Consider the following 18,097-nt stretch of genomic DNA (forward strand, 5'->3'; position numbering starts at 1 on the left):
TGTGGTTCGTTTTCAATACTAACTATCAGCACAACTCGAATCATCAGGAATTGACCATGACCCCTAAAGAGCTTGTCCTCGCACTGTTCTCAGCCGCCTTTATCGATCACGACCCGGAAGCCGCGCGCCAGATGGTGAGCGCCGACTACATCCAGCACAATCCGCAGGTTCCGACCGGCGCCGAAGGATTGATGGGCCTGATCCCATTGGTTGGACAATCCGGCATGTCTGCCACAACTCACCGTGTGCTTGCTGAAGGCGACATGGTTGTGCTGCACAACACTTATGACAATGCCGACGCGTTTGGAGCCTCGTCGCTTGCGGCCTTTGATATCTTCCGCGTGGAAGATGGAAAGGTTGTTGAACACTGGGACAACCTGCAGCCCATCCCCGAAACCACCGCGTCAGGACGTGGCATGACGGACGGGCCGGTTGAAATTACCGACCTCGACAAAACCCAAGAAAACAAGGCGTTGGTGCTGGGCTTTGTGCGTGATGTGCTGGGCGGTGCCGCGCCGGAGAACGTCACAACCTACATGGACCCAGAGGTCTATATGCAGCACAATCCTTCTATTGAGGACGGTCTGGCCGGATTGATGGCCGCGATCGACGCTTTCGCCGCGCAAGGCATGGTGATCACTAAGTTCGAGCCTCAGTTCGCCGTAGCCGAGGGCAATTTCGTCTTCGTGGCCACCGATGCCACTATGGGCGGTGAGCCATGGGCCTTCTTCGATCTGTGGCGCGTCGAGGACGGGAAAATCGTTGAGCATTGGGATGTTGTCTCACCCATCCCGTCTGAAATGGCGCATGACAACGGCAAGTTTTGATACTGGATCAAAAAAAACGCCCACCGTCTGGTGGGCGTTTTCAATTTTCATAGCGGTCGTACTTACATCTTCGCCTTCTCAGACTTCAGCGCCAGCCACAGGCAGTAGCACATCATCAGAACCACCAGCGTGAACGGTATCCCTGTTGAAACCGCTGCGCCTTGCAGAGCGGACAACCCACCCCCAAGCAGCAGGGCGATGGCGACGAGACCCTCCAGCGTGCACCAGAACACGCGCTGCACAACCGGCGCATCCATCTTGCCGCCTGCCGTAATCGTGTCGATCACCAACGAGCCCGAGTCGGACGAAGTGACAAAGAACACCACGATCAGGATCAACGCGATGGGCGCGACGATGCCGTAGAGCGGCAGCTCTTTCAGGAAGCCGAACAGCGCACCTTCGGGGGCGTAGCTGTCGATCACCGTGGCGCGGACGCCTTCGGCTCCGCCTGCGTTCAGCATGTCGATGGCTGCACCGCCGAAAGTCGACATCCACAGGGCACAGACCGCCGTCGGGGCCAGCAGCGCGCAGAGGATGAACTCACGCACCGTGCGGCCCTTGGAAATGCGGGCGATGAACATGCCCACAAACGGTGACCATGCGATCCACCATGCCCAGTAGAACGTCGTCCAGCCGTGGAAATAGCTGGTGTCTTCTCGCCCGAACGGATTGGACAGCGCCGGAAGGTGCGTCACGTAATCCACCATCACGTTGAAATACCGCGCGATGGCTGTGCCAACGCCAGTGACAACGATGACGAACAGGAACAAGCCCACAGCCATGATCATGTTGATCTCACTCAGCCGTTTCACGCCTGCATCCATGCCCATCAGGACTGATCCCAGCGCGATCAGCGTGATTCCGATGATCAGCAAGACCGTCACAGTTGGGCTGGGTTCGATGCCGAACACCTCGTTCAGCCCCGCCGCAACCTGTTGCGCCCCAAGTCCCAATGAGGTCGTCAGGCCGAACAACGTCGCAAACACCGCAAGCGTGTCGATAAGGTGACCCCACCAGCCCCAGACGCGCTCACCTAGGAGCGGATAAAAGGCCGACCGCAGGGTTAGTGGTAGATTCAGGTTATAGGCAAAGATTGCAAGGCTCAGGCCTACAGCGGCATAGACCGCCCAACCTTCCAGCCCCCAATGGTGGATTGTGCCGACGATGCCGATATATTCGTTGCCCGGAACTGCGATATCAATGCCCAAGGGCCGCGCATTCCCGCCTTCGGCAAAGTTATAGTAGACCGGCTCCATCACGCCAAAGAACAGCAGACCGATACCAATACCGGCGGCGAACATCATCGCGATCCATCCGGCATAGGAATAGTCAGGCTTGGCGTCTTTGCCGCCGATCCGTACTTTACCAACGGGCAAAACAATCAACACCAGACAGAACAGGGTGATCGCGTCAACCGAAAGAACCAGGAACCAGTCAAACGTGCTGGTCAGCCAAGGCCGGAGCCAGCCGAAGAACGAGGCCGCTGCCTCTTGGTTGGCCAATGCGATCAGAACGAACGCAAAGATCAAAATACTCGAGATCAGAAAAACCGGGTTGTGAATATCCAGACCAAATGGCCGGACGTTGTCCTGCCCCAGCTCATATTCCGTTTCGAAGTCGTAAATCCGGGGATCCGGATCCAGCATCTTCTTTGTTTGTGCCATTCGATTGCCCTTCTGTTCGCTTTTTGCAAACGCCAAGGTATTCGGTCGGCGGACGGTTATGAGATAGTTACCCCCTTGGCGCGTTTCCGTCATCTCGACCGCGGGCTTATTCGTAAAAGCTTATACAGCCTTGTTATTTTTACAATTGCATTCGATTTTTCATATGTTAGCGATGAAAGCTCTCTTGCGAGTTTCTATCGTCTGACCGGAATGAAACGCTGTGTTTCGCCACGCTCAGTTTCAAGTTTTGACCTGAAAATTGGGCTCATAAGGAAAGCCATTGCCAGTCTCAGCATGATCCGGCCACCGGATGCGGTTTCTCTTTCCTTCCAACGCATTCTCATGTATGCGCGCGGTATCTGAGACGTTGTGCCCTGACCCCGGCACTCGAATGGAAGATAAAGTGGGGTCGGCGGCAATGGGGCCGCCATGCAAACCGGAGACCCGCAGGGGCGGGAGTGCTCCGTTCTAGGATACGCATATGTTTGATGTAACGAAGAAATCGATTCAGTGGGGCGAAGAGACGCTGACACTGGAAACCGGCAAGGTTGCCCGTCAGGCGGACGGCACCGTGATTGCCACGCTGGGCGAAACCAGCGTCATGGCCAACGTGACCTTTGCCAAGCAACAAAAGCCCGGTCAGGACTTTTTCCCGCTGACCGTACACTACCAAGAAAAATACTATGCCGCCGGTAAGGTTCCGGGTGGCTTCTTCAAGCGCGAGGCGCGCCCGACCGAGAAAGAGACGCTGACCGCGCGTCTGATCGATCGTCCGATCCGCCCGCTGTTCGTTGACGGTTTCAAAAACGAAGTTCTGGTGATGTGCACCGTGCTGAGCCACGATCTGGTCAACGATCCCGACATCGTTGCAATGATCGCTGCTTCGGCTGCCCTGACCATCTCGGGCGCGCCGTTCATGGGCCCGATCGCTGGTGCCCGTGTTGGTTTCGTGGATGGCGAATACGTCCTGAACCCGACCGTGGACGACATGCAGGACTTGCGCCTGAACCCCGAACAGCGTCTGGATCTGGTTGTGGCCGGTACCAAAGACGCCGTGATGATGGTGGAATCGGAAGCTTACGAGCTGTCCGAAGCCGAAATGCTGGGTGCCGTGACATTCGCTCATGAGCAAATCCAGCCGGTCATCGACCTGATCATCTCGCTGGCCGAAGAAACCGCCAAAGAGCCGTTTGAGTTCGTCGCCCCCGATTACTCGGAACTGTACGCCGCTGTTTCCGCAGCCGGTGAAGAGCAAATGCGCGCCGCCTTCGCGATCACCGACAAGCAAGAGCGCACCGCCGCTGTTGCCGCTGCCCGCGAAGCGATCAAAGAAGCGCTGACCGAGGAACAGCTGGAAGACGCCAATCTTGGCTCGGCGATGAAAAAGCTGGAAGCCGGCATCCTGCGTGGCGACGTTGTCAAAGGCGGCAAGCGCATCGACGGTCGTTCGACCACCGATGTACGCGCCATCGAAGCCGAAACCTCGCTGCTGCCCCGGACCCATGGTTCCGCCCTGTTCACCCGTGGTGAAACTCAGGCGCTGGCCGTGACCACGCTGGGCACCGGTGATGACGAGCAGTTCATCGACGCGCTGCACGGCAACTTCAAATCGAACTTCCTGCTGCACTACAACTTCCCTCCGTATTCGGTGGGTGAAGTAGGCCGCGTGGGTTCGCCCGGCCGTCGTGAGATCGGTCATGGCAAACTGGCATGGCGCGCGCTGCAGGCGGTTCTGCCTGCGCCGACCGACTTCCCCTATACCGTTCGCGTGGTATCGGAAATCACTGAATCGAACGGCTCGTCCTCGATGGCCTCTGTTTGCGGTGGTTCGCTGTCGATGATGGACGCAGGTGTTCCGCTGAAAGCACCGGTTGCCGGTGTGGCCATGGGTCTGATCCTGGAAGATGATGGCGATTACGCTGTTCTGACCGACATTCTAGGTGACGAAGACCACCTGGGCGACATGGACTTCAAAGTGGCAGGTACCGAAAACGGCATCACCTCGCTGCAGATGGACATCAAAGTCGCAGGTATCACGCCGCAGATCATGGAAACCGCTCTGGCACAGGCCAAAGAAGGCCGGATGCACATTCTGGGCGAGATGGGCAAAGCCCTGTCCGAGACCAATGAATTCTCGGTCCACGCCCCGCGCATCGAGACCATGAACATCCCGACCGACAAGATCCGCGAAGTGATCGGTTCGGGCGGTAAAGTCATCCGTGAGATCGTTGAGGTTTCGGGTGCCAAGGTCGACATCAACGACGACGGTGTGATCAAGATCGCCTCGCCCGATGGTGAATCGATCCAGAAGGCTTATGACATGATCTACTCGATCGTGGCCGAGCCGGAAGAAGGTCAGATCTATACCGGTAAAGTGGTCAAGATCGTCGACTTCGGCGCCTTCGTGAACTTCTTTGGCAAGCGCGACGGTCTGGTCCACGTGTCCCAGATCGAAAACCGCCGCCTGAACCATCCGTCAGATGTTCTGAAGGAAGGTCAGGAAGTAAAGGTCAAGCTGCTGGGCTTTGACGATCGCGGCAAGGTCCGCCTGTCGATGAAAGTCGTCGATCAGGAAACCGGCGAAGAGATCGTTCCCGAGAAGAAAGAAAAGAAAGAAGACGCAGAGTAATCTGCCCATTCGTCCAACACAGAAGGCCCCGGCATTGTCCGGGGTCTTTTTTTTGCGGGATACGCAGCGCAACCCCAACTTTCTGAATAGGGTAAATCAACCATTAACTGTTCTTAAACGTATTAGCACAACCTTAAGGCTGGAATTGGCAATTTCAGGGATGCTGTGCAGCCGTGGCCTCGATCACCGTTTACGAAATCAGCGCGGACCCGTTTAGCTCCCGCAACGTCGATATCACGGCAGCGTACTCCGTCGACGTCACTGACAATGATGCTTTCCTGCAGGATCCGGACCCCGACAGCGTTCAGTTGGATCTTTCCGGGCTGCCCGGGATTTCTGCATCGTCTCAGGATTTCAGCACATTCGAGGCATATACAGGTACGATCAATGGCGCACCGGTCCGTTTCACCCTGATCCAGTTTTCGAACCCGCGTTACATCATCGTCACCTCGGGTCAGGCTGCCCTGAAAGACACAATCGAAAACACCAGCTTTGGCGGTAACGCCTCTGCCACCCCGTATCAAAGCCTGCCCTCTTTCGTGTGCTTCACCACGGAGTCGCTGATCCTGACGCCAACGGGTCAGCGTAGGGTAGAAAAGCTGGTACCCGGAGATCCGGTCATAACCGCGGACGAGCGGGTTCGTCCGGTGCGCTGGATCGGTCGACGGCATCTGTCGACGCAAGAGCTGCGTTCCTCTCCGCATCTGTGCCCTGTACGCTTCAAGTCGGGCTGTTTTGGTCCGAACAGCCCCACGCGCGACCTGCTGGTTTCGCCGCAACATCGGGTCGCTGTGACCTCAGCTATCATGGAACTGATGCATGGCGAGACCGTGATGCTGGCCCCGGCGAAAACGTTGATCAACGGACAAAGCATTGTGCAGGATCCGCCTGCACGGGGGGTCGAATATGTTCACATCCTTTTAGATCAGCATGAGCTGGTGAATGTCGAAGGGATCTGGTCCGAATCTTTCTATCCCGGCGACACCACCCTGAGCGCGATGGCACCCGCCACCCAGCGCAGATTGTTCGACCTGTTCCCAGACCTGTCCCACGGCGCGAATGGTTACGGACCAACAGTGCTGCCGGTCCTTAAACCTTTCGAAGCCGCACTGCTGAAAGCAGACCTGATGGTTCCAAATTGGCGGGTTTATCCAAATACGCTTCAGAGGGCCGCCTGACGCAGTTTAGTGCGCAACACCTCCCGGCCCGTGTTTCAAGACATGCCATTGGCCATAGCTGTCTTTCAAATCCAGCTTGATCGCTGCGTCAGCGCGCGTTGAGGCGCTGCCGATCTCGGCCATTGAGAACTCGATACCGCCAGGAATATCGATACGCACACGATGCGGTCCCCCGCCATGAGGGGCTTCAATCGGGCGACCCGTCGAGTTCAGCACATCGCCGATGGAGACGCGGGCAGTGCGCTCTTCCATGTCCATTTCGAAATCAATGGGCAGGTAAAGCGTCTCGTGCACCTTGTCGCACATGGCACGGAACACGTACCAATGCGTCGCCATCTCTTCTGTTTCTTCTCCGTGAAAGACCTTTTCAAGCGCAGCGCGCTGTTCCGGGCTCGCTGCAGGATCAACGATGACCTGCATTTCCCCGCCGCCTTCGAAAATCGGCCCCGGCCAGGCATAGATCAGCGCCGCCTTGGCACCACTGAGATCAATGTCGCCGAAATACCCTGTGCCAATCTCAAGCACTTCGAAGCCCCGACAATTTCCGTGGGTGGGCAGTTCTTCGAATTGGCAGGGGCAGGAATAACCGCAATTGCAGTTTCCAAAGCTATCTCCTTCAACGTACCAATCTGTCAAAACCATGGTTCTCTCCTGTGAAGCACAGTGGAAACCCGATTTGTCTGGCTGTTGCCTGTCGTATGGCCTGCGCAGCCACCCTAGCACATCTTTGCATGTAGCAGAAACGCAGGCGTGGGCCATCCTGCGACAACAGATGAGCCATTCAGATTATTCTGTCACGCGCGCCCAAATTAGAGTGAAACGATGTGACCGCCCAAAACCTTTCCATGCAAGTTCAAACACCCGATCTATGCCGGGAAACGTTTTGGAACAAAGGACATGATCATGGTTAGTCGTTTCATCCTGACCTCCGCTGCCCTGATGCTGGGCACAACCGCAGCAACCGCACAAAGCCTGGGTGACGGCACCTATGTTCAGGGCTTTGTCGGCTACAGCCAACTGCAAGACAGCGACTTTTCGGGCACGATCGGTGGTTCAACGCAATCGGTAGATACGGACTTTGATGCAGGATTCGGCCTGGGTGTTGCTATCGGTAGAGAGATCCCGCAATGGTCCAATGACGCGATCGGAATACGGGTCGAACTGGAACTTTCCTATCGCGACAGCGACGTGGATGGTGTGAACTTTACCGGCAACGGTCCGGGAGCCGAGGGCAATATCTCGGGCGATGTGACACAGACCTCGCTGTTTGCAAATGTACTGTTCGATTTCAAACAGGCTGGCGCGCTGACCCCGTTTGCAGGCTTTGGTCTGGGTGCCACCTACTCAGATCTGGATTTCGCATACGGGCCAGGTGTGGCGCTGAATGACAGCGACACCACGTTTGCCGCCCAACTGATCGCCGGTGTGGCCTATGACATCAACGCGTCCACCGCATTCACAGTCGATGCGCGGTATGCTCGGGCCTTTGACGTTTCCTCACAACGCCTGGCCCCGAACGGAGCTTTGACCGGCAACGTAGAAGACGATCTGGACACATTCAGTGTCAATTTCGGGCTCCGCTACAACTTCTGATCGCTTTGGGCGTCAGGTTTCTCTCCGGTTTTCTGCCGCCTTCTTGCCCTCGCACCTCAGGTGCGGGGGCATTCAAATAATACCACTTTCATCGGATGTACCGTGGATCGCCCTGCCCGCAACAACCGCCTGCTTCATCTGGCCGAAAATACCTTCGGGGGGAATCGTGCCGACAGGCGCGATGGGGGGCAGACAGCCCCCCTGAACCGGCAACCGATTTAGGATGGCGCCTTGGTTTTGCGCAGATAGGGGAAGATCGTTTCGAACTCGCCGAACTTTTGTTTTGCTTCATCGTTCGACACGGCGGGCGGAATGATCACATCTTCACCCGGTTTCCAGTTGGCCGGAGTTGCAACACCCTTGGCCGACATTTGCAGCCCGTCCAGAGCGCGCAGGATCTCGGCAAAATTCCGGCCCACGGTCATCGGATAGGTCATCGACAGTTTCAGCTGCTTGTCCGGGCCGATGATGAAAACCGAGCGCACAGTGGCACTGTCAGCCGGAGTGCGACCGTCGGGCAGATAGGCTTCTGCGGGCAGCATGTCGAAGGCTTTGGACACGGCCAAACCGTCATCGGCGATGATCGGGAAACCGGGGTTGGCCTTGCCGTATTCCTCAATGTCCTTCTTCCACTTCTTGTGGTCCTCGACGCCATCGACCGATACGCCGATCACTTTGGTGTTGCGCGCGGCCCATTCGTCATTCAGCTGCGCAACTGCCGAAAACTCAGTGGTGCAAACAGGGGTGAAATCCTTTGGGTGCGAAAACAGAATGGCCCAGCTGTCGCCGATCCAGTCGTGAAACTGAACAGTGCCCTGATCCGTTTCTGCTGTAAAGTTGGGGACGGTATCGTTGATGCGCAAACCCATGGGGCATCTCCTTTCCAGTTAAAAACCTGAGTCGGTTGCGTGGAACCTAATCACTTTGCGCGCAGGTTAAACCATCCCCGGCGCTCAGGGATACGGAATTCGACCGCGTTAAGGGAAAATAATTTGATCAAATTCGCTATTGCTCGATCTTGGTATGGGTGCCAGAGTATGCGCTGACAACTGGGTTAGTGCTGATCCATCAGGAGGATTCACGATGATCGAAAAGCGGGATTTTTACATCAACGGTCAGTGGGTTTCTCCTTCGTCGCCCAATGAGTTTCAAGTGATCAACCCCTCGACCGAGGAACCCTGCGCAGTGATTTCACTGGGTGATGAAGCCGATACAAATGCGGCTGTTGCGGCGGCCAAAGCCGCGCTGCCCGGCTGGATGGCAACTCCGGTGGAAACGCGCATCGCGCTGGTTGAAAAGCTGGTCGATCTCTATGCGGACCGGTCCGAGGATCTGGCGCAAGCCATGTCACTTGAGATGGGCGCACCGATTGATCTGGCCCGTTCGGCGCAGGCCGGGGCGGGCATCTACCACCTGAAAAACTTCATCCGCGCCGCAAAGGCTTTCCAGTTCGAACGCCCGTTGGGGGATCACGCACCGAATGATCGCATCATCTATGAAGCGGTTGGTGTCGCTGCATTGATCACGCCTTGGAACTGGCCGATGAACCAGATCACACTCAAGGTCGGTGCAGCGGCAATCGCGGGCTGCACGATGGTCTTGAAACCGTCAGAGCAAAGCCCTCTGAACGCGATGATCTTTGCAGAGATGATGCACGAGGCAGGTTTCCCGCCCGGCGTGTTCAATCTGGTCAACGGTGACGGGGTGGGCGTTGGTTCGCAACTGTCCGGCCATCCAGATGTGGATATGGTCAGCTTTACCGGTTCGACCCGCGCCGGCACTGCGATTTCGAAGAATGCCGCCGAGACGCTCAAGAAAGTGCATCTGGAACTGGGTGGCAAAGGCGCGAATGTGATCTTTGAGGATGCGGATGATAAGGCGGTCAAGCGCGGTGTGCTGCACATGATGCAAAACACGGGCCAAAGCTGTAATGCACCCAGCCGGATGCTGGTGCAGCGCCCGATTTACGACAAGGCGGTAGAAACGGCGACTGAAGTGGCCAACATGGTCAAGGTCGGCCCTGCCATCGAAGAAGGCCGCCACATTGGCCCGGTGGTGAATGAGGTCCAGTGGACCAAGATTCAGGATCTGATACAAACAGGCATCGACGAAGGCGCTCGTCTGGTCGCCGGTGGCACCGGGCGGCCCGAGGGGCTGAACAAGGGCTACTATGTCCGCCCGACGGTGTTTGCCGACGCCAACAACCAGATGACCATCGCACGCGAAGAAATCTTCGGTCCGGTTCTGACCATGATCCCCTTCGACACCGAAGAAGAAGCCATCGAGATCGCCAACGACACGCCCTATGGCCTGACGAACTATGTTCAGACTCAAGACGGCGCACGAGCCAATCGCATGGCAAGGGTCTTACGCTCGGGCATGGTCGAGATGAACGGTCAGTCACGCAGCGCAGGCTCTCCGTTTGGGGGTATGAAGCAATCCGGCAACGGGCGTGAAGGTGGTGTGTTCGGTTTGGAAGACTTCCTTGAAGTCAAAGCGGTCGGCGGATGGGCGGCTGAGTAAGCCACCCAATGAGTCAGCCAAATTGGGCGGGGCAATACAGGTGCCCCGCCCTCAGTGTTTCAAACAGGCCGCACCACAAGCTGAGGCTCGCCATCTGAAGTGTGCCGTAGGGATCGGCCATCCCAGCCAATCTCTCCGGTGACGCGCTGCCGATAGGCGGAAAAGCTATCGAACCGCACCACATCGACAGGCGTATCGAAGTGCAGCGTAACCCTGCGACGCGCGCCATCGCCCAGCATAGTTATACCCCGAATTTCCCCCGTGTATGGCTGACCCAGGTATCGTCCCTCAACCCGGTCACCTACACGCAGGTGCATCCGATTTCCGGCCATTGCATGCAATGTGTTCCAGTCTCGCACGCCGTGCTGATGGGCCAACAGTTCCAGTGTGGCGCTATGCGACAGTGATACGCCTGTCGCTTTAAGTTTTTCCCGCAAGCGTTTTGCCTGCTCTTTCAGCTCTTCAAGCGGAGCAATGGTTTGGAGTCGTGTCATCATGTGCCTCGTTTCCTTGAACGGGCGCGTGTTTAGGACGGGGTTCGCATTACCATCCGCGCGCCGGAAAAGGGCAACAGATGTCATTAAACCGGGTTTCACCAAAGCCACAGGCCGCGAACGGTAGGGGACCCGAACCTGCTGTGCCTTTTGGCAGCGGTCTGGTCATCTGTCAATCAGGCATCGGCCTGCGCTGCTTCATAGGCCAGCATGGCGCGCTTAACGGGTAGACCCCAGTGATAACCACCTAACCCACCCGATTTGCGCAATGCGCGGTGACACGGGATCAACCAACTGACCGGGTTACGCCCAACTGCCGTTCCCACGGCGCGAACGGCTTGTGGTGAACCCACGCGCTGCGCGATTTCGGAATAGGTTGTGACCTGCCCCGAAGGGATATGCATCAACGCTTCCCACACTTTGATCTGCAAAGGCGACCCGATCAGGTAAAGCGGCGTTGGTTCCAGCCGGTCGTTAGCAGCCCCAAAAGCGCTCAGCACCCAAGGGCGCAAACGCATCGGATCCTCGACGAAATCCGCTTTGGGCCAGCGCGAGATCATGTCTTCCATCGCGGCCTCTTCGCCGGTCTCTGCCCCGAATGCCATGCCGCAGATGCCCTTGTCGGTGCCCATGACCAGCGCAGGGCCAAAGGGACATTCAAACCAACCCCAATAGATCGTGAGACCTGCGCCCTTGCGGGCGTATTCGCCGGGGCTCATGGATTCCCATTTCAGGAACAGATCGTGCAGGCGGCCGCTGCCGGACAGGCCAACGTTATGCGCAGTTTCTAAAGTGGTGAACCGCTCGCGCAACAGAGCCTTTGCGTGGCCCAGCGTGAGGTATTGTTGATACCGTTTCGGCGATACCCCGGTCCAGCGCGAGAACAAGCGTTGAAAATGGGCAGGGCTCATATCCATCTGACGGGCCAGCTCATCCAAGCTCAGGCCCTCGCCGCCCTGATCGATCAGGTCGATCGCGCGGCGCATGACGTTGTAGTGGTATCCGCTTTCCGGGGTCTGGACATTCATGTCGCTTACCTCTTGCACTATTTCCCAGACTATACGTCGTCTGTCTATTGGTGGGCGACCCGAAACTTGCGCAACCGTATTTCTTTGAGCATTGATCTGACTTAGGGTCGAACCACATCCAATCAATCCCGAGCCGAACATGACCCTCTCCGCCGCCATGGACCAAACAGGCCGCGTTCTTCTGGACGAGTGCGGTGAATCCCTGTTTCCCTGGTGGAGCTTCACCAAAACTGCAATCGCAGTTCTTGTCATGCAGGCGTGGGAACGCCAGCAATGCGATCTTGATGCGCCGTTCCGAGAGCATCCATTTTCGCTGCGCCAATTGATGCAGCACCGCGCCGGGCTGAGGGATTACGGGGCGCTACCTAGCTATGGTGATGCCGTCGCACAAGGTGCGGATCCCTGGTCTGTCGAGCAGTTGTTGGCAGAAGCAGATTTTCGCAACCTCGCCTACCCGCCCGGAACCAACTGGGTATATTCAAATGTGGGCTATCTGCTTTTGCGCCAATTTCTAGAAGAGGTGCACAACGCCAGTCTGGCCGAAATCATGCAAGCTCGCATTTGCCAGCCGCTGGGTCTGACTGCACGCGTTGCTCGGACACGGGATGATTTCGAACAGTTGTATTGGAACGCGCATGGTTATCACCCGGACTGGGTCTACCACGGCTGCCTTATGGGCACTGCAACCGACGCCTTGCGCCTGTTATGCGCCGTCCTGAACGGCGATCTGTTATCTGCTGCAAGCAAAGACCAGTTGCTCAGCCGTTCCATGCAAGGCCCGGCTATTCTGGGACGGGTTTGGAGCGAAACCGGCTATGGGCTTGGTCTGATGATCGGTGCGGCCCAACCCGTGGGCCGCATTATCGGGCACACTGGATGCGGCCCATTTTCGGCAAATTTGATCGCACAGTTTCCAGACACCCCTTCCGGGCTTTTGGTGGCCAGCTTTTGCCCAAAAGGTGACGAAACGCCCGCGGAATTTGAAGCCGTAAGACTTGCTACCAAGCTAGACGAGTCGCGCGCATGACCACATCAAGCGTGTTTTCAATTGCAGCCCGCACAATCCCACGGCATTAAGGCCCGGATGGCTAAACAACTCGACTATCATACGATCCGCGAGATCTTTACGCGCTTTCAGGAAGCCGACCCGGAACCCAAGGGCGAGCTGGAGCATGTAAACGTCTATACGCTGGTCGTGGCCGTCGCGCTGTCGGCGCAAGCGACCGATGCGGGCGTCAACAAAGCCACCCGCGAACTGTTCAAGATCGCCGACACGCCGCAAAAGATGCTGGACCTTGGCGAAGAGGGCCTGATCGAACATATCAAGACCATCGGTCTGTTCCGTCAAAAGGCGAAGAATGTCATCAAGCTGAGCCGGATTCTGGTTGAAGATTACGGCGGCGAGGTGCCCAATTCCCGCGCCGCGTTGCAATCGTTGCCGGGTGTCGGGCGCAAGACGGCCAATGTGGTTCTGAACATGTGGTGGCGGCAACCTGCACAGGCGGTTGATACGCATATCTTTCGCGTTGGCAACCGAACCGGCATTTGCCCCGGCAAGGACGTGGACGCAGTCGAGCGGGCCATCGAAGACAACATTCCTGCTGACTTTCAACTTCATGCACATCACTGGCTGATCCTGCATGGCCGGTACCATTGTAAGGCGCGCAAGCCACAATGCCCCACCTGCATCATCCGTGATCTCTGTCAATTCGAGGACAAAACCCAATGAAAACTTACCAACTGACCGGCATCGGAAATGCCGTCGTGGACGTGATTTCCCAAGCCGATGACAGTTTCCTGGAACTGATGGGCATCGAGAAAGGCATCATGCAGCTGATCGAGCAGGAGCGTGGTGAGGTTCTGTATGCCTCGATGGAAGGCCGTGTGCAGACGCCGGGCGGCTCGGTCGCCAATACGATTGCGGGTGCCGGAGCCCTTGGACTGGACGCCGCCTTCATCGGGCGCGTGCATGACGACGCGCTGGGCCGCTTCTATGCGGATGCGATGAACGAGGACGGCGTTGATTTCGTGAACCCTCCGGTTCCAGGCGGTGAGCTGCCGACCTCGCGTTCGATGATCTTCGTCTCGCCTGATGGTGAGCGGTCGATGAACACCTATCTGGGGATTTCGTCCGAGCTGTCTTCGCAGGACGTGTCAGATGACGTCGCTGGCAACAGCCAGATCATGTTCCTCGAGGGCTATCTGTTCGATAAGGAAAAGGGCAAAGCTGCGTTTCTCGAAGCCGCGCGCGCCTGTCACAAGGGAGGTGGCAAGGCCGGTATCGCCATTTCCGATCCGTTCTGCGTGGAACGTCACCGGGTCGATTTCCTGCTGCTGATCGAAAACGAACTGGATTTCGTGATCGGCAACGAGGCCGAGATCAAATCGCTGTTCGAAACCGACGATCTGGACGAAGCGCTGGCCAAAACCGCCGCAATTTGCCCGCTGGTGGTCTGCACACGTTCAGGCGATGGCGTGACGGTCCTGAATGGTGACAACCGCATTGACGTGCCAGTTGAAAAGGTTGTGCCAGTGGATGCAACAGGCGCTGGCGATCAGTTTGCCGCAGGCTTCCTGTTTGGCATGGCCACTGGTCGGGATTATGAGACCTGCGCGAAAATCGGCAATGTCTGTGCTCGTGAAGTCATCAGCCATATAGGCCCGCGCCCAGAGGCAAACATGCAGGAACTTCTGCGCGCTGAAGGGTTGCTCTGACTTGGGATCGAGACCCTGTTATTTGATCTGAAAACGGTTCGGGGCGCATGCGCCCCGCGCTGATCCGGTTGTTTTCTAGGAAAACAGCGCCAGCCAGATTCCGACAAACATCAGAACCCCGCCCAGGTTCACCCAGACGTGCCATATCGCGTAACGAAACGGCAGTGTCTTTTGGGCATAAAACATCGTTCCAAAAACATAGCTGGCTGCGCCGCCCGCAATGCACCAAAGGGTAGCTGTAGGAACTGTCGTCATGTCGGGGATCGCGCCCAGACCAATCCCGCCTAGACCGAGGTATGACGCCGTCGACCATCGAGATTTGACCGTCTCATTCGAGATCTTATTCCAGACGGCTGCGATAGTCAGACCCCAGCATACCCAAAGCAAGGTCATGGTCCATGTCGTGTCCGCCTGAACGAAGAATGGCGTGAATGTTCCGCAGATACTGGGATAAATCGCGGCGTGGTCGATGCGGCGCAACAGCTTGCGACGATCATGCCAAGGCGCGAAATGATAGGCGCAGGACGCAAGGTTCGAGGCAAGTGCACTGAGAACATACACGATGACCGCAAGAAGCAGCGCAACATCCAGACGTTGATAGGCGTTCACGATCAGCAGGCTGCCAGCCGTCAGGATCAAGGACAACCCGACCCCATGGACAACCATGTCAGCGGTGCGGTGCGCGCGTACTGGGCTGGGATAGGTTGTTTGAATCATGAAGAGCCTGCTAGGAACGGCTCCGCGCTAAAGGTCCGCTTGGAAAATGTCCAACCTTCCCATACGTCAATTCTTCTTATGCAAGTAGCTGTCAAAAGCCTTAAGCACTTGCTCGTATACTTCTCGTTTGAACGGTACGATCTCGTCGATCAACCGATCAGGCGCTTGCCATTTCCATTGTGAAAACTCTGGGTGATCGGTTTCGATGTTGATCTGATCATCCGATCCGACAAAGCGCAGCAGGAACCATTTCTGCTCTTGCCCGCGATAACGGCCTTTCCAGATATTGGGCACGATGTCGTGCGGCAGATCGTAAGGCAGCCAACCGTCGGTTTCGGCCACAACGTCGACCAGGTCCGAGGTCACCCCGGTTTCTTCCCACAGCTCGCGCAAGGCCGCGTCGCGCGGGTCTTCGCCTTTGTCCACGCCACCCTGCGGCATCTGCCATGCGTCCTTGTGGCGGTCATTGCGCTGACCCACAAAAATCCTGCCCTCCGCGTTTATCAGCATCAGCCCCACGCAAGGACGATAGGGCAGCTTGGCGATGTCTTCGGGTGTCATTTGGGGCCTCATCGGGTTGTTCCGCCAACCTCTAGCAACCGCAAGGGCAACAGCAAAGAGGGTGACGTGGGGTTTCGCGTGACAAAGTTGACGCGAAGGTCAATCTAACACCCATATTCGGGAGGGAGAGTTTCGCCATGACTGCGTACCCAAACATGCTGGCCCCGCTGGATCTGGGCTTTACCACCTTGAAGAACCGCGTGCTGATGGGCTCGATGCATACGGGGCTTGAGGAAACCGGTGACTGGAACCGGGTGGCTGAATTCTATGCCGATCGGGCACGCGGTGGCGTGGCGCTGATGGTTACGGGCGGTATTGGCCCGAATCTTGAGGGCTCGGTTCTGCCCGGCGCGTCGATGATGACCAATGAAAAAGAGGTGGCGAACCATTCCATCGTGACCCAACGGGTACACGAAGCAGGCGGCAAGATCGCGATGCAGATCCTGCACGCGGGCCGCTATGCTTATGGTCCGAAATGTGTGGCCCCCAGCCCGGTGAAATCCCCTATCTCTCCTTTTCCGCCTAATGAACTGGATGAAGAAGGCATCGAAAAACAAATCAGCGACATCGTGAACGCCGCCGTTCTGGCCCAACAGGCAGGCTATGATGGGGTCGAAATCATGGGGTCGGAAGGGTATTTCCTGAACCAGTTCCTTGTGACCCATACCAACAAGCGCACAGACCGCTGGGGCGGGTCCTACGAGAACAGGATGCGCCTGCCGATCGAGGTCGTGCGCCGCACGCGCGAGGCCGTAGGCCGCGATTTCATCATCATCTACCGCCTGTCGATGATTGATCTGGTGCCCAACGGCTCGACCCATGAAGAGGTGGTGCACCTGGCGCAAGAGGTGGAAAAGGCCGGTGCCACGATCATCAATACCGGCATTGGCTGGCACGAGGCGCGGATTCCGACCATCGCCACCAGCGTTCCGCGCGCTGCTTTCGCCTGGGTGACGAAAAAGCTGATGGGCAAGGTTTCGATACCTGTGATCACCTCAAATCGGATCAACACGCCCGAGGTCGCCGAAGAGGTCTTGGCCACCGGCTGTGCGGATATGGTGTCGATGGCCCGCCCGATGCTGGCAGACGCCGATTTCGTCAACAAAGCCATTGCGGGGCAATCTGCGCAAATCGCACCCTGCATTGCGTGCAATCAAGCCTGTCTGGATCATACATTCAGCGGCAAGCTGACGTCTTGTTTGGTCAATCCCCGCGCCTGTCATGAGACCGAATTGGTTATTGAGCCTGCTTCGACCCAGAAAAACGTTGCCATTGTCGGTGCAGGCCCCGCCGGTCTGTCCACCGCCATGACCGCCGCCCAGCGTGGCCACAACGTCACCTTGTTTGACCGCGCCGCAGAGATTGGCGGACAGTTGAACATGGCCAAACAGGTTCCGGGCAAGGAAGAGTTTTGGGGGCTGGTCGATTGGTATCGCACCATGATGGACGATCTGGGCGTAAAGGTGGAGTTGAACCGTGAGGTCAGCGCTGACGACCTGGCCGGCTTTGACGAGGTGATCATCGCAACCGGCGTCACACCACGCGATCCGCAGATTCCCGGGCAGGATCGGAAGAATGTCCTCAGCTATATCGACGTGCTGCGTGGCAAGGCCGAACTCGGCGAATCCGTCGCTGTAGTCGGCGCAGGTGGCATCGGCTTTGACGTCTCCGAATTTCTTTTGGAGGACGGACACAGCGCAACCACCGACTTGCCGCTTTGGATGAAGGAATGGGGCGTGACAGACCCGGCCGAACATCGCTCGGGTCTTGCGCCAGAAGGGCCTCAACCCAGCGCGCCTGCGCGTCAGGTCACATTGCTACAGCGCAAGAAACAGGCGCACGGTAAGGGACTGGGCAAAACCACCGGCTGGATTCACCGTGCTGCACTAAAGATGAAAAACGTAAACTTCGTGGGCGGTGTGAACTATGAGCGCATCGACGATGAGGGCCTGCATGTCAGTTTTGGCGAAGACCGTGCTGACCCGACAGTGATCTCGGCGGATACAATCGTTCTGTGTGCCGGGCAGGTTTCAGACCGGTCTCTGGCGGACGCGCTGATCGAACGCGGCGTTACTCCGCACGTAATCGGCGGCGCGGATGTGGCGGCTGAACTGGACGCCAAACGGGCGATTAATCAGGGAACACGACTGGCGGCCGAGCTTTAAGCT

General features: G+C 57.3%; 17 protein-coding genes. 10 read left to right on the plus strand and 7 right to left on the minus strand.

Annotated elements, in window-relative coordinates:
• The first annotated feature begins 56 nt into the window (after window positions 1-56).
• Complete coding sequence (locus ACR0EV_RS12625) at window positions 57-827, plus strand: nuclear transport factor 2 family protein (protein WP_480800413.1); 771 nt, start codon at window positions 57-59, stop codon at window positions 825-827.
• A gap of 62 nt (window positions 828-889) precedes the next feature.
• On the opposite strand, the gene ACR0EV_RS12630 is transcribed toward ACR0EV_RS12625, so the two are convergent.
• Window positions 890-2,491, minus strand: a complete 1,602-nt coding sequence (locus ACR0EV_RS12630) for a BCCT family transporter (RefSeq protein WP_480800414.1) — start codon at window positions 2,489-2,491, stop codon at window positions 890-892.
• 75 nt (window positions 2,492-2,566) lie between these two features.
• Between ACR0EV_RS12630 and ACR0EV_RS12635 the strand changes: the two genes are divergently transcribed.
• The 3 genes from ACR0EV_RS12635 to ACR0EV_RS12645 all read left to right on the plus strand — a co-directional run bounded on the left by ACR0EV_RS12635 (window position 2,567) and on the right by ACR0EV_RS12645 (window position 6,298).
• Complete coding sequence (locus ACR0EV_RS12635) at window positions 2,567-2,854, plus strand: hypothetical protein (protein WP_480800415.1); 288 nt, start codon at window positions 2,567-2,569, stop codon at window positions 2,852-2,854.
• Window positions 2,855-2,972: 118 nt separating this feature from the next.
• Window positions 2,973-5,120: a polyribonucleotide nucleotidyltransferase gene (gene pnp, locus ACR0EV_RS12640; protein WP_171184321.1), complete on the plus strand. Its 2,148-nt coding sequence runs from the start codon at window positions 2,973-2,975 to the stop codon at window positions 5,118-5,120.
• A gap of 173 nt (window positions 5,121-5,293) precedes the next feature.
• Entirely contained in the window at window positions 5,294-6,298 is a 1,005-nt protein-coding gene (locus tag ACR0EV_RS12645) for a Hint domain-containing protein (protein WP_480800416.1), read from the plus strand.
• A 6-nt stretch (window positions 6,299-6,304) separates the two neighbouring features.
• Here the strand turns inward: ACR0EV_RS12645 and ACR0EV_RS12650 are convergent, their stop codons facing one another.
• A complete protein-coding gene (locus ACR0EV_RS12650) occupies window positions 6,305-6,940 on the minus strand; it encodes a DUF1326 domain-containing protein (RefSeq protein ID WP_480800417.1) in 636 nt (211 codons plus the stop codon).
• 261 nt (window positions 6,941-7,201) lie between these two features.
• Here ACR0EV_RS12650 and ACR0EV_RS12655 point away from each other — a divergent pair, with 261 nt between their 5' ends.
• Window positions 7,202-7,891: an outer membrane protein gene (locus tag ACR0EV_RS12655; RefSeq protein ID WP_480800418.1), complete on the plus strand. Its 690-nt coding sequence runs from the start codon at window positions 7,202-7,204 to the stop codon at window positions 7,889-7,891.
• A gap of 218 nt (window positions 7,892-8,109) precedes the next feature.
• On the opposite strand, the gene ACR0EV_RS12660 is transcribed toward ACR0EV_RS12655, so the two are convergent.
• A complete protein-coding gene (locus tag ACR0EV_RS12660; RefSeq protein ID WP_480800419.1) occupies window positions 8,110-8,760 on the minus strand; it encodes a peroxiredoxin in 651 nt (216 codons plus the stop codon).
• Window positions 8,761-8,974: 214 nt separating this feature from the next.
• On the opposite strand from ACR0EV_RS12660, the gene ACR0EV_RS12665 reads away from it, so the two are divergent.
• Window positions 8,975-10,414 (plus strand): aldehyde dehydrogenase family protein, encoded by a 1,440-nt coding sequence (locus tag ACR0EV_RS12665; protein ID WP_480800420.1) that lies wholly within the window; start codon window positions 8,975-8,977, stop codon window positions 10,412-10,414.
• Window positions 10,415-10,473: 59 nt separating this feature from the next.
• Here the strand turns inward: ACR0EV_RS12665 and ACR0EV_RS12670 are convergent, their stop codons facing one another.
• Together ACR0EV_RS12670 and ACR0EV_RS12675 are read right to left on the minus strand one after the other, a co-directional pair.
• A complete protein-coding gene (locus ACR0EV_RS12670) occupies window positions 10,474-10,911 on the minus strand; it encodes a glyoxalase superfamily protein (protein WP_480800421.1) in 438 nt (145 codons plus the stop codon).
• Between the two features lie 173 nt (window positions 10,912-11,084).
• Window positions 11,085-11,936: a bifunctional helix-turn-helix domain-containing protein/methylated-DNA--[protein]-cysteine S-methyltransferase gene (locus ACR0EV_RS12675; protein ID WP_480800422.1), complete on the minus strand. Its 852-nt coding sequence runs from the start codon at window positions 11,934-11,936 to the stop codon at window positions 11,085-11,087.
• A gap of 139 nt (window positions 11,937-12,075) precedes the next feature.
• Between ACR0EV_RS12675 and ACR0EV_RS12680 the strand changes: the two genes are divergently transcribed.
• Genes ACR0EV_RS12680 through ACR0EV_RS12690 form a run of 3 tightly spaced genes read left to right on the plus strand, consistent with a single transcriptional unit; the run spans window position 12,076 to window position 14,651 of the window.
• On the plus strand, window positions 12,076-12,963 hold the full coding sequence (locus ACR0EV_RS12680) for a serine hydrolase domain-containing protein (RefSeq protein WP_480800423.1): 888 nt from the start codon (window positions 12,076-12,078) through the stop codon (window positions 12,961-12,963).
• A gap of 57 nt (window positions 12,964-13,020) precedes the next feature.
• On the plus strand, window positions 13,021-13,665 hold the full coding sequence (nth, locus tag ACR0EV_RS12685; RefSeq protein WP_480800424.1) for an endonuclease III: 645 nt from the start codon (window positions 13,021-13,023) through the stop codon (window positions 13,663-13,665).
• Window positions 13,662-14,651: an adenosine kinase gene (locus tag ACR0EV_RS12690; protein ID WP_480800425.1), complete on the plus strand. Its 990-nt coding sequence runs from the start codon at window positions 13,662-13,664 to the stop codon at window positions 14,649-14,651. The genes nth and ACR0EV_RS12690 overlap by 4 nt, the downstream gene beginning before the upstream one ends.
• A 75-nt stretch (window positions 14,652-14,726) precedes the next feature.
• Here ACR0EV_RS12690 and trhA read toward each other — a convergent pair whose 3' ends face one another.
• Window positions 14,727-15,368: a PAQR family membrane homeostasis protein TrhA gene (gene trhA, locus ACR0EV_RS12695; protein WP_480800426.1), complete on the minus strand. Its 642-nt coding sequence runs from the start codon at window positions 15,366-15,368 to the stop codon at window positions 14,727-14,729.
• Between the two features lie 66 nt (window positions 15,369-15,434).
• Window positions 15,435-15,929 carry an RNA pyrophosphohydrolase gene (locus ACR0EV_RS12700; protein ID WP_480800427.1) on the minus strand — a complete coding sequence of 165 codons (495 nt, stop codon included), beginning with the start codon at window positions 15,927-15,929 and terminating at the stop codon, window positions 15,435-15,437.
• A 137-nt stretch (window positions 15,930-16,066) separates the two neighbouring features.
• On the opposite strand from ACR0EV_RS12700, the gene ACR0EV_RS12705 reads away from it, so the two are divergent.
• Window positions 16,067-18,094, plus strand: a complete 2,028-nt coding sequence (locus ACR0EV_RS12705; RefSeq protein ID WP_480800428.1) for an FAD-dependent oxidoreductase — start codon at window positions 16,067-16,069, stop codon at window positions 18,092-18,094.
• Window positions 18,095-18,097: the final 3 nt, after the last annotated feature.

Source organism: Ruegeria sp. CF8 (genome assembly GCF_056537285.1).